General features: G+C 63.7%; 18 protein-coding genes and 1 tRNA gene. 2 read left to right on the forward strand and 17 right to left on the reverse strand.

Annotated features, from left to right (window positions below; translation table 11 throughout):
- Window positions 1-28 precede the first annotated feature (28 nt).
- The 10 genes from N5J29_RS12540 to N5J29_RS12585 form a co-directional block, all read right to left on the reverse strand.
- Window positions 29-622, reverse strand: a complete 594-nt coding sequence (locus N5J29_RS12540; RefSeq protein WP_279924389.1) for a putative metallopeptidase — start codon at window positions 620-622, stop codon at window positions 29-31.
- Window positions 623-835: 213 nt separating this feature from the next.
- Window positions 836-1,117, reverse strand: coding sequence for a hypothetical protein (locus tag N5J29_RS12545; protein WP_279924391.1), 282 nt, complete (start codon window positions 1,115-1,117; stop codon window positions 836-838).
- 1 nt (window position 1,118) lies between these two features.
- On the reverse strand, window positions 1,119-1,601 hold the full coding sequence (locus tag N5J29_RS12550; protein ID WP_279924392.1) for a hypothetical protein: 483 nt from the start codon (window positions 1,599-1,601) through the stop codon (window positions 1,119-1,121).
- Entirely contained in the window at window positions 1,598-2,053 is a 456-nt protein-coding gene (locus N5J29_RS12555) for a hypothetical protein (RefSeq protein ID WP_279924393.1), read from the reverse strand. Before N5J29_RS12555 ends, N5J29_RS12550 begins: the two co-directional genes overlap by 4 nt.
- Window positions 2,050-2,610, reverse strand: a complete 561-nt coding sequence (locus N5J29_RS12560) for a hypothetical protein (protein ID WP_279924394.1) — start codon at window positions 2,608-2,610, stop codon at window positions 2,050-2,052. Before N5J29_RS12560 ends, N5J29_RS12555 begins: the two co-directional genes overlap by 4 nt.
- A 77-nt stretch (window positions 2,611-2,687) precedes the next feature.
- Window positions 2,688-2,761 (reverse strand) — tRNA-Gly (locus N5J29_RS12565).
- A gap of 121 nt (window positions 2,762-2,882) precedes the next feature.
- A complete protein-coding gene (locus N5J29_RS12570; protein WP_279924395.1) occupies window positions 2,883-3,563 on the reverse strand; it encodes a hypothetical protein in 681 nt (226 codons plus the stop codon).
- A complete protein-coding gene (locus N5J29_RS12575) occupies window positions 3,556-3,792 on the reverse strand; it encodes a hypothetical protein (RefSeq protein ID WP_279924396.1) in 237 nt (78 codons plus the stop codon). Before N5J29_RS12575 ends, N5J29_RS12570 begins: the two co-directional genes overlap by 8 nt.
- Complete coding sequence (locus N5J29_RS12580; protein ID WP_279924397.1) at window positions 3,789-4,241, reverse strand: RusA family crossover junction endodeoxyribonuclease; 453 nt, start codon at window positions 4,239-4,241, stop codon at window positions 3,789-3,791. The genes N5J29_RS12575 and N5J29_RS12580 overlap by 4 nt, the downstream gene beginning before the upstream one ends.
- A complete protein-coding gene (locus N5J29_RS12585) occupies window positions 4,238-4,546 on the reverse strand; it encodes a nuclease domain-containing protein (RefSeq protein ID WP_279924398.1) in 309 nt (102 codons plus the stop codon). Before N5J29_RS12585 ends, N5J29_RS12580 begins: the two co-directional genes overlap by 4 nt.
- 50 nt (window positions 4,547-4,596) lie before the next feature.
- Here N5J29_RS12585 and N5J29_RS12590 point away from each other — a divergent pair, with 50 nt between their 5' ends.
- The gene (locus N5J29_RS12590) at window positions 4,597-5,235 is read left to right on the forward strand and encodes a hypothetical protein (RefSeq protein ID WP_279924399.1); all 639 of its coding nucleotides are present in this window, start codon (window positions 4,597-4,599) and stop codon (window positions 5,233-5,235) included.
- Between the two features lie 5 nt (window positions 5,236-5,240).
- On the opposite strand, the gene N5J29_RS12595 is transcribed toward N5J29_RS12590, so the two are convergent.
- Genes N5J29_RS12595 through N5J29_RS12620 form a run of 6 tightly spaced genes read right to left on the reverse strand, consistent with a single transcriptional unit; the run spans window position 5,241 to window position 8,151 of the window.
- Window positions 5,241-5,645, reverse strand: coding sequence for a recombination protein NinB (locus N5J29_RS12595; protein ID WP_279924400.1), 405 nt, complete (start codon window positions 5,643-5,645; stop codon window positions 5,241-5,243).
- On the reverse strand, window positions 5,642-5,848 hold the full coding sequence (locus tag N5J29_RS12600; RefSeq protein WP_249844434.1) for a hypothetical protein: 207 nt from the start codon (window positions 5,846-5,848) through the stop codon (window positions 5,642-5,644). The genes N5J29_RS12595 and N5J29_RS12600 overlap by 4 nt, the downstream gene beginning before the upstream one ends.
- Entirely contained in the window at window positions 5,838-6,392 is a 555-nt protein-coding gene (locus N5J29_RS12605; protein WP_279924401.1) for a hypothetical protein, read from the reverse strand. The genes N5J29_RS12600 and N5J29_RS12605 overlap by 11 nt, the downstream gene beginning before the upstream one ends.
- Window positions 6,385-7,260 (reverse strand): hypothetical protein, encoded by an 876-nt coding sequence (locus tag N5J29_RS12610; protein WP_279924402.1) that lies wholly within the window; start codon window positions 7,258-7,260, stop codon window positions 6,385-6,387. The genes N5J29_RS12605 and N5J29_RS12610 overlap by 8 nt, the downstream gene beginning before the upstream one ends.
- A gap of 10 nt (window positions 7,261-7,270) precedes the next feature.
- Window positions 7,271-7,585: a winged helix-turn-helix domain-containing protein gene (locus N5J29_RS12615; RefSeq protein ID WP_279924403.1), complete on the reverse strand. Its 315-nt coding sequence runs from the start codon at window positions 7,583-7,585 to the stop codon at window positions 7,271-7,273.
- Window positions 7,585-8,151: a hypothetical protein gene (locus N5J29_RS12620; protein ID WP_279924404.1), complete on the reverse strand. Its 567-nt coding sequence runs from the start codon at window positions 8,149-8,151 to the stop codon at window positions 7,585-7,587. Before N5J29_RS12620 ends, N5J29_RS12615 begins: the two co-directional genes overlap by 1 nt.
- A gap of 297 nt (window positions 8,152-8,448) precedes the next feature.
- On the opposite strand from N5J29_RS12620, the gene N5J29_RS12625 reads away from it, so the two are divergent.
- A complete protein-coding gene (locus N5J29_RS12625; RefSeq protein ID WP_279924405.1) occupies window positions 8,449-8,928 on the forward strand; it encodes a hypothetical protein in 480 nt (159 codons plus the stop codon).
- Between the two features lie 134 nt (window positions 8,929-9,062).
- Here N5J29_RS12625 and N5J29_RS12630 read toward each other — a convergent pair whose 3' ends face one another.
- On the reverse strand, window positions 9,063-9,299 hold the full coding sequence (locus tag N5J29_RS12630) for a YdaS family helix-turn-helix protein (RefSeq protein ID WP_279924406.1): 237 nt from the start codon (window positions 9,297-9,299) through the stop codon (window positions 9,063-9,065).
- Window positions 9,300-9,373: the final 74 nt, after the last annotated feature.

Consider the following 9,373-nt stretch of genomic DNA (forward strand, 5'->3'; position numbering starts at 1 on the left):
TGTTCAGCCTTGTCGTGCCCGGTCGTGTCTATGCCGCCCTCAGGAGGCAGGTCCCACAGGACCGGGCAATGTTGATCTTGGCCACCTCGGGCGGCCTGCTTGCTGCGTCTACCATCCGCTGGACCTCCTCGCTGGCTCCATACCTGCGCACCACGCCGACGAACTCGCCCACATCGTGCCCTCGCATGGCCAGGCAGGCGGTGCCGTCCCTGTGGAACTTCGGGGCACCGTACTGATCCGTCTCCTGGCTCAGGTGGTAGAGCTCATGCTCGACCAGCGCGCAGAAGTCGGTATCGCTGCACTCGGCGCAGTAGTCGGCGGCCAGGGTGATGACTGCATCCGGCACCCGGCCGAACCAGTCGACCATCTGGCGCTCCATACGGGCCTTCTGCCACCCACCGGCCCGGAAGGCGACCAGCTCGGCCTGCCCCACCACGGTCCTGCCCTGCTTGGTGAACGAGGAGGACGCCCAGAGGACTGCAACGTCTGCGCCTTGGAGGTGCTGGTGATCCGGGTTGTGGAGGTTCCCCCCTTCGTCCAGGACCTCCCCCTCTATCCATGCCCACACCTCAGGCGCTGGCCTGAACTGGTGGGTCAGGTCCTCAAGGTCAAGGGCCAGCAAGTCGGGGGGCGGAAGAGGCCGGGGCATAGCAATGGGCGGAAATTCCGGAAGTGGACCTTGGAGTTTGAAGGCTGTTTCCTACCCCCACACCCAGCGGAAGCAGCGAAACATGGAAATCACGTTAGAGGGCATCGCCATGGTCATTTCGGCGGTCACCGGTGCGATCGGCCTGTACCTGAAGCACCGCCGCAAGAAGTGACCACCTACGCCGGCTCAGGGCCCGATGCCCGCGGCCGGCTTCCCCTCCACCTGGTCGATTGCCTCGAGCTGCGCCTCGTACTGCAACAGGCAGCGCTTGCGACCGTTGCTCACCTCGAACACCGCTGATGGCGGCGCCTCCCTCACCCACTTACACCGCTTACGGAGTTGGGGATCGATCGGCACGTAGGTGGCCACCGGGACGGTGATGACCGTGGGTGGCGGGGGGTTGGGCTTTGACGGCGCGGGCTGGCAGGCTGCCAGCATTGAAGCGACCGCAATCGCGATCAGACGCATATCAGTACCCCTTCAATGCCGGGCAGGCGGAATCCAGCAGCTCCAGTGCTGCCTTGCAGGTATCCGGTCGCTCTTCGTAGCGACCGCGCCAGGTTGAGGCCTCCTTCTCTGACGCCTCGATCTTTCCCGCCAAGGCCTCAAGGGCAGCCGCGCTCTCCGCCCTGAGGGCCTCCAGCTTCTCGGCCTCCGCCCTTAGGGCACTGGCTACCTCCGCCAGGCGCTGGTCCCGCGTGTCCACGTCAGCTTGCAGCCGCGCGGCATCGGCCTTCCAGTCAGCCCGGACCTTGACCACCTGGGCGCTCAAGTCGCGGATCCGTTGCTCCTTCTCGTAGGCAGTCAGGCCCGAGACCATGCAACCGAATGCCAGGACGGCACACACCAGCTTGATCTTGCTCCCTGGGCGCCGCAGCCACTGGAGCCCATCGGCCGCAGCCCCGATCAGCAGGTTCCAGACCGCCAACAGGAATCGAATCAGGACGCTCATGGCTTATCGCCTCCGATGGCGCCGGTGGCTTTCTCCACCATGCGCACGTAGCCGGGCAGCAGCCGGCGGATGAGAACACCTGACAGGCCGGCCAAGGGCAACTGTGGTGCTCCGGCAAGGGTCGGCCAGATCGAGGCCGCCACAGCGATGACCCATGCAGCCACAATGGCGTAGGCGATGACCGCAACTGCCAGGGCCGCCCAGCGAGCAGCGGTCTGTAGCAGGCGATGGCCGCGGCGGCGATTGGCGTCGGCGGCAACCCTCTCGGCGTCCTTCTCAGGCAGCAGCAGGACCCCGATCAACGCTCCGGCCATGGCGACCAGCAACACCGACTGTGGGACGCCCAAGATGATCCGTTCGGCCTCCCGGAGAGCGTCGGCGGTAGCGGGCGCCACCACCGCAGCGGTGAACATGCCCACAATGGTCTTGAGGGCGCTCACTGGCTCGGTCATCGGGACACCATCTTCGCGTAGAGCGCCTTAGCCAGCTTGAGCTTGGCCTTCCGGTCTTCCAGACCGTTCGGCAGCCCCTTGCTGTCGGGATTACCCAGGTTTACCGCGCGGCTCACTGCCAGCACGTCGTCCCGGTCTGCGACCGAGTTGATCCCGTCCCGCTGCCAGAAGTAGCCGGCGGCCAGCGCAGCGTCCGGAAGGTTGCCCAGCAGGTCCGGATTGCGGACCGCGCGATCATCGCCGTAGATGGTCTGGCTGTAACGGGCGTAGTTGTCACGGCCAGTCAACTGGATGGCCCCCCGCCCTCGGAAGCGAAACCCATCGCCGGGCTGTGTGTTTCCCAGATCCTTGCGGCCCTCGTAGCGCGACTGGGCCGGGGTGGGCCCCCACAGCTCCTTGAGCCACCACCCGGTTCCGCTTTCGTGCGCCACCTGGGCGAGGAAATGGCAGACCCGCAGCTCGGTGTTGATGCCGAAACGGATGCACGCCCGTTCCAGTGCAAGCGCCAGCGCGGGTGAGAAGCCCATGCCGGCGGCGACGGTCTCGATGCTCACCATGGGGTCTCCTGCATAGGTGCCCGCCCCGCTGCCGGCTGGGCGCGAGGGTTGATCCGGTCGGGGGTTGCGGGCGTAGATGGAGCGGGCCATGGGAATCGAACCCACGTGGGCAGCTTGGAAGGCTGCAGCCTGACCACTCGGCCAGACCCGCATAACAAAAAGCCCCGCACAATGGCGGGGCGTTCGTCCGGGGCGTTGGCCCTGAGGGGCCAATTTCCCAACTGTACTTAGCCTATAGGGTTGGGCGAACGGGTTGCAACCGTTCACCAGACCTACGCTACCTCTCGTGTGCTGAGGGCTCGCGCCATGTGCTTGATTGCGTCCTGCTCGGCGTCCCGGAGCAGAGCCAGTATCCAGTTGTACATGCCAGACCAGGCATCTCGGTACGCTGATTGGCTACGGCAGATGGCGTTGGCACGAGTCCGATCCGACCACGAGACATACCCAGCGCCGCCACAACGGGTGCACGGGACCATCGGATACCCATGGCAGGCATCGCATGCGGATGACCCGGCTATCTCCTGCAGCGCGGCCAGCGTTATCGGCGCGACCATCGTCGCTGCGTCTCTCGGCCAGCACTGTGCCCTGGCGTTGTCGAGATCCGCCTGCGCTCTGTCGATCAACCGACGCAGATCCGGTGAGACGGTCCGGGAGAACACCGCCATCGCCTGATGGAAGCTCAGCTCCACTTTGGCGACGGACAGCTGCTCCTCCTGCTTCCTCCATTCGCTCAGCACCGCCCCAAGCACCTGCATACGGAGCTTCGCGGACGGGCGCACCTCCGTATCCAAGAAGCAACATTCCACCACCTCCCGGCCAAGGCCCGAAGGAACACAGCCAAGCGCATGCGCAATGTCGATGTTGGCTAGGCCACCTCCGCCTCCGCCGAGTCCAGTGTCGAACCTCACTGTCTGGGCACTGAGCCTTGCCAGTAGTTCACGAGGATCAGCCATGTTCTCTCTCCTGTCGCATATGGTCCCGGCTTGGCCGGTCAATGGTGTAGCGCATGTGTCGGCGGTTACCGGCTACCTGGACAAGCCCGGCGTCGGCCATGTTGCAAAGCGCCTTGATGGCCTTCCTTCTGTTGATTCCGCAGGCCTGCATGCCATCGGCGATCTCGGAAGCGAGGTGCCAGCCGGGGTGCTCTCCCATCCAGAACCGGACAGCGGCGGCGAGGCTCATGGTTCGACCCTACTGATCTCGATCACGCAACCAGGTGCATCTAGTGCGTCCACCCCCTCCCCCGGGTAACGCTTCGCCGCGGCGCACTCCACCACCCGGGCGTCATCGCGCCAGATGCCGGCGTCGGTCAGAGCGTCTTCAGTCGATCGCACTAGCTTGGAGAGGTCGGGCAACTTGCTGGGGAAGACCCTTCGGCGCTTCGGGGCGCTCAGCGGCTTGGGCAACGTAAAGGTCATCCGGACTTGCAGCGGCTCGTCCAGTACGGCAAGACCCAGTGCCTTACGCACCTGTTCGGCGGCCAGCTTCACGTCCTGCCGCCACGGGCGAACCTTCTTCGACGCCTCCACGAGTTTGGCGTGGATGAGCCCATCCCGGCCCTTATACGTGCCCTTGAACGCCTTGCTACCCTGAGGTGCGGGGGATCCGTAGACCACGATCCGGATGCTCATACAGCCACCATGACCAGTCCGTCCTGCCACATGGCGAGAACTGTTCGTTCATGGCCGGCCTGCCAGATGAGGGCCTTCTCTTCCTCGGTATAGCGCCGGCCTTGGTCCAACTCCCGGTGGCAGGCCCGGCAGCCACTGGCGAAGAAGCAGTCGTGGGCCTTCAGTGCCCCGCCCTTTCCGTGGCGGCTCTGGTTGCTGTGGCAGGGCTCGCCGTACCCGCCCACGCAGACGCCGGGGATGAGAAGGGTGCACTGGATGCGGTACGCCAGATCAAGCAGGTCGCGGTCGCGGTAATTGCTGTGCATCAGGCATGTCCCCCGCATACAATCGCGCGATCAGACACAGGGGATGTGACGTGGCGGATCCGGTCAATTACTGCAGCTGGCTGGTGAAAGGGTTCTGTATAACCCAGAGCGAGTGGGCCGCATGGACGCAAGCTGGATTTACCGTTGGGACGTTTGCCTTTGCCATGTGGCGACAGAAAGTTTTTAACGACAGAGCGGCCTATGAAAAGAAGGTCGCTGCGCAGGAGTTGCTCAAGGAAAAGCAGGCCCATCTGAGTGATCAAAAGGCCGCTGAGGCTGAGCGACGAGCTGATGTATCTAGAATCCAGGCTCTTCGCGCACGAGCATTGGCGATAGCCATCCGATCCGAACTCACGGCATTTGCTTCCGTCGTAAATGTCCTTCACAACGGAGAACATGGCCGCTCTCCGCGCGCCCTTCTCGATCGTATCAAGGATCATTTCGCAATCAGGCACAGGGCATTGGATTCGCTGGAACTCCTGAATGCAACGGATATTGTCCTGACCGTTGTGGAGCGAGCCGAGCGCGCATACCTTTTTCTCGAAGCGTGCGCCTTGCGCGATAGCTACATCAATGACGACGAGCAGTGGATTAGAGATCATTTTGGCGTGTCCAGGCCTATAGTGGACTTTGCACTCGTGGAAATACAAACGTTGATAACTGGTGATCGCAATGAAAAGCGAAGCTGACGTCTTCATGCAGCCTCGGCGAAATCGCGAGGGTTGAACCCGAGCCCCAGCAGCACAGTGTCGGACCAGCGAACCGGCTTGGCGCGTAGGCCCTGCTCTTCCGGGTGGTCACCGATCTGAACCAGCACGGTGATTGCGTCGCATGCCATCGACCTGGTGAGCTTCAGGCTTGAGCCGCCGAGCATGATCATTCCGGGGGCGCCCTGCCCCCGGTCGATCGCCGGCATCAGGCGCCAGCCCAGCATCGTGCCGGCCACCATGTGCCGCCAGTCGTCCTTCGTCAGGCGCTGGCCGTGCCAGGACAGGCCCTCGGCCAGATCACCGCAGATGGCGTTAAGCATGCGCTGCTGCTTGGGGGTCATCATCCCTTCGCCGCGCTGCTTCCAGTCTTCGGGGCGGATGGTGGTCATGCCGCCTCCCTCTTGGTCAATGGTCCTGCGTAGTGCGTGATGGGCACCAGCCGCATGCCCAGCCGCCATTGCGTCTGGCCGCGCGTGGCGTAGATGACCAGGGGTTTCTCGCCGTAGCCGTAGCAGACGTACCAGCCCGCTTCGGACACCGGCTCGGCTGCATCGCGCAGCTGCAGGACCAGGCGCGGCAGTTCACGCGGCATGGCAAACGGCCTCCGGGTCGTGAGTGGTCTCTTCCTGGGCCGCAGGCGGCGGATCGGCCACCATGCCGATACCGAGCTCACGGGCGATGTCATCCATGTGCCGTGCCACCTGCTCGCGTGTTGCCGGTGCCGCCCGAGCCACCTCGTACGCGATGTGGGCTTCGGGCGCCGGCGGCAGTTCCGCGCCGCGCATCACGGCCTCCTTGGCCCGGTTGTAGGCCGCCAGCAGCAGCTTGTCGGCCTTGTCGGCGCTGGCCAGCCGGTAGCGATGGCCGTCCAGGTACTGCCACACCAGCCGGGTGAACCCGTCCTGCTTGCCCGTGTCGGCACGCACGGCGTCGAACGGCGGGATTCCAAGGCACATCATCCGGAACTGCGGCAGCGTCGGTGGCCACGGCTCTGCGCTGGCGATGCAGGCGGCCAGGCCGTCGGCCAGCTGCCGGCCGCTCAAGCCGGCCAAGCCCTTCGCCCACGTCACCGCTGCGCCGACGTTCGGGTTCTCGCCGTATGCGCTGGACCACTTGAAACCGTAGATTTCAGCCATCCGCACCCAGAGCGTCCGCATAGCCGTGGCCGGTGCCTGCGAGGGTGGCGGCGTGTGCGGCGTCGGCGAGCTCGCCTTCGAGGGCAAGCTGCGCGGTGCGTTCGGCAGGTGAGAGGCGACGTGTTCCATGGTTCGATCCGTTGCTCGAGTTGACGGGCTTGGCGCCCTCCGCGTGTCGGCCTCGCGCGGCGGCGATGGCCCAAGTGAAGAGGTTCTTCGGGGGTGGAGCGCGCGCCCTCCCCTCCTCGACCAGGTCGACCAGCATCTGGAACGGCACGCCCTCCACCTCGACGGCGTCGATCAGGTCGGGATGGCTGGAGCTGGCGGTATGGCAACCGGCGCGCTTCATCAGCACGCCCGCCCACCCCGCTGCGGTCATCCCCTCAGGGATCTCGAAAGCGTGCAGTGATGTATCTGGAGTAGAGATCTTCTCTTCTCTTCTCTTCTCTGGGTAACGCTCCGTTACGCTTTTGGTAACGCTAGTGGCGTTACCTGTTCGCGTCTCCGTACTACCAGTTGCGTTACCGGCCTTATGCTTGGCTACACGCGAGGCAGTCTGGCAACGCTTCTTGGCAGATTTCCCGTTGTGATCGTCAAACCTTACGATCAGCACTCCATCAGGCTTGGCCTCAAGCCATCCGATATCCGACAGGGCCTCGCCCAACCCAGGCACACCCGACTTCCGGTCAATCTGGCGAAGAGACATACCCGGCAGCCAGCCGTCCTCGGTGTGCTGGTCAGCCATCGACCACAGCCAGTACAGGCCGCCGATCACCAGCGCCTCGCAGCTGTCAGTCAGATCCACAATGCGCGCAACCCGGGGGTCGTCCCACAGGTTGGTGCGCATTTTCATCCAGTCGCCGGCCATAACTGTTCCGTCACGCCGCCAGCGGCGTCTCGTCGTGGTCCAATACGGGCAACCAGGTCTGGCACCGCATCTCGCTGATGCGGCACTTGCGCGGCGCACCGTGGACAACAACGCCATCTGCCTCAAGCTCGGGCAGCCGGCGCGCGACCATATGCCTATCCATGCCAGCGACGTCAGCCAGTTCACGGCTGGTCAGCCCGGGATGCTGTCGGACTGCCGCGGCGACGCGCTGCTGCTGGGCCTTGCGCGTGCCGGATTCCACGATGTGGCGCGCGGCCTCATGGCTGGTATCTGGGTCGGTGTTGCGTGCGGGATAGTTGGCCATTACTCGGCATCTCCTGTGATTTCCGCAGCCAGCTCGGCCTGCAGGGTGGCCAACGCCGCTTGGGCGTCGGCAATCTCTTTCATGAGCCTCTGCTTCGATGCCCGGCTGCCGCAGGTCTTGCTCTGCGCATAGGCATCGATGACGTCAGCGTGTTCACGCATCACGCAGCTGATCGTGACGGCCCGGCCCACTTCCGCCGTTGGCGCCTTGGCCCCAAGGAATCCGTAGCGACGGGCAAGCTCTCGCTTACACTCCAGCCTGATGTCGTCTGGGAAAGACTTCACCCACGACTCTTCGAGGTCCACCGGCAACTTCACTGCGCCAGTGACATAGCGCTTGATGATCTGGGCGTTGGCCTTCATCGCCTTGTCGGCGGTCTCTGCCGTGGTGCCTACGTGGAATTCCACGATCCGGTGCGCGGCCGGCACTGCGTCCAGGTAGTTGTCCACGATCGCCGCGGCCAAGGATCTCTCGCAGGTGCCCGTCTCGAACAAGACCCGCTGGTGGAAGCGGAACACCACCTGCGACCTCGGCTCGTTGTTGTGAAACTCCGGCTTCATTTGCATTGGGCCTCTTGCAGCGCACCATCTGCGCCATGGAGATGAACTACTCAGAAAGCAGCGCCAGGGATGGCGTGGTGAGACTGATCCGCGAGTGCGGAATGCCGTTCGTGCTGCGAAGGATCGACGGGGAAATGAAGGCGTTCCCCCTATCCCTTCCTAACCTTGGCCCCGTTCCAGAAGGCGGTGGCCAGGTCCTCTGGATGTGGGGAGGCGTCGATGGCGACGCATCACGGTGAGGGTGCCGCCCTCCTTGCGGTACGCTGCTGCTTCCCAACGAGCAGCCCGCAAGGAGGGCGACAGATGGCCAAGGTGAATAAGGAACGTTTGATGCATATCCTGAGACTCGCGGAGGACGCCAACCCGCAGCACGTGAATCTGTCTATCGCACTGGGCGATGAGGTCGATGACGCCATCGTTGAGATCCAGTACCTGAAGGACCACGGGCTGCTTGACGTTCACATTTCGCGCATGTTGGATGGCGATTTCGCCTTGGGTGGGGCGCACATCACGTCCGCAGGGCTCGACTACCTGAGCGAGGACGGGGGGCTTACCGAAGAACTGGGGTCCATGAAGATCAAGATTCATGCTGAATCTCTCCAGCAGATGCTCGAACTAATGGTCCTTCGATCTGATCTAGACCAGCCTCAAAAGCAGCGATACGTTGATGAGCTTCGCAAGCTGCCTGCCGAGACCACAAAACACCTCGCACTAAAGGCAGTCGATGCTGCGATTGCGCAGTCAGGCAAGCTGCTCCCACTACTTCAAAGCATGCTGGGTTGATGGACATGCGCCTGAAGTGCACGGCCATGCCGACTGTGAGGGGCATGAGGAATTCGTCAAACGGAATGCTCCCGCTGTCGTCATGGACATGCGCACCTGCGCGCCCGAACGACAGAGCGTCAGGCTTGAAGAAGTCAGGCAGCATCGGCCACCCCCTGCCCTTCGGCATCCGGCGCCGGACCGAACACGTCCGGGCGCAGGTCGTGGCGGCTCACGCCTGTAGCGAGCTCGATCGCAATGCACCGCTCCGCAGGGACCCGACCCCGGTCGTACCAACCGGTCACAGACGGGGGCTTGATGCCGAGGATGGCCGCCAGCTTCAGCTGGCTCCCGGCCTTCTCGACTGCTCGATCAAGGGCTGTCATGTCCATGGCGCCCATTAGTGCACAGCTAACGAGTAATTGCAAGCCTTCCGCTAACCAAAAGAAATTAGCCTTTCACTAAC

Source organism: Stenotrophomonas sp. GD03680 (assembly GCF_029844625.1).
GTDB lineage: Bacteria > Pseudomonadota > Gammaproteobacteria > Xanthomonadales > Xanthomonadaceae > Stenotrophomonas > Stenotrophomonas maltophilia_P.

Coding starts and splice junctions, on each gene's coding strand:
- N5J29_RS12575 (WP_279924396.1), bottom strand. CDS start 3,792: ATGAGCCTCGCCGCCGCTGTCCGGTTCTGGATGGGAGAGCACCCCGGC.
- N5J29_RS12550 (WP_279924392.1), bottom strand. CDS start 1,601: ATGAGCGTCCTGATTCGATTCCTGTTGGCGGTCTGGAACCTGCTGATC.
- N5J29_RS12610 (WP_279924402.1), bottom strand. CDS start 7,260: ATGGCCGGCGACTGGATGAAAATGCGCACCAACCTGTGGGACGACCCC.
- N5J29_RS12625 (WP_279924405.1), top strand. CDS start 8,449: ATGGCCAAGGTGAATAAGGAACGTTTGATGCATATCCTGAGACTCGCG.
- N5J29_RS12585 (WP_279924398.1), bottom strand. CDS start 4,546: ATGCACAGCAATTACCGCGACCGCGACCTGCTTGATCTGGCGTACCGC.
- N5J29_RS12630 (WP_279924406.1), bottom strand. CDS start 9,299: ATGGACATGACAGCCCTTGATCGAGCAGTCGAGAAGGCCGGGAGCCAG.
- N5J29_RS12555 (WP_279924393.1), bottom strand. CDS start 2,053: ATGACCGAGCCAGTGAGCGCCCTCAAGACCATTGTGGGCATGTTCACC.
- N5J29_RS12570 (WP_279924395.1), bottom strand. CDS start 3,563: ATGGCTGATCCTCGTGAACTACTGGCAAGGCTCAGTGCCCAGACAGTG.
- N5J29_RS12545 (WP_279924391.1), bottom strand. CDS start 1,117: ATGCGTCTGATCGCGATTGCGGTCGCTTCAATGCTGGCAGCCTGCCAG.
- N5J29_RS12580 (WP_279924397.1), bottom strand. CDS start 4,241: ATGAGCATCCGGATCGTGGTCTACGGATCCCCCGCACCTCAGGGTAGC.
- N5J29_RS12615 (WP_279924403.1), bottom strand. CDS start 7,585: ATGGCCAACTATCCCGCACGCAACACCGACCCAGATACCAGCCATGAG.
- N5J29_RS12600 (WP_249844434.1), bottom strand. CDS start 5,848: ATGCCGCGTGAACTGCCGCGCCTGGTCCTGCAGCTGCGCGATGCAGCC.
- N5J29_RS12560 (WP_279924394.1), bottom strand. CDS start 2,610: ATGGTGAGCATCGAGACCGTCGCCGCCGGCATGGGCTTCTCACCCGCG.
- N5J29_RS12605 (WP_279924401.1), bottom strand. CDS start 6,392: ATGGCTGAAATCTACGGTTTCAAGTGGTCCAGCGCATACGGCGAGAAC.
- N5J29_RS12620 (WP_279924404.1), bottom strand. CDS start 8,151: ATGCAAATGAAGCCGGAGTTTCACAACAACGAGCCGAGGTCGCAGGTG.
- N5J29_RS12595 (WP_279924400.1), bottom strand. CDS start 5,645: ATGACCACCATCCGCCCCGAAGACTGGAAGCAGCGCGGCGAAGGGATG.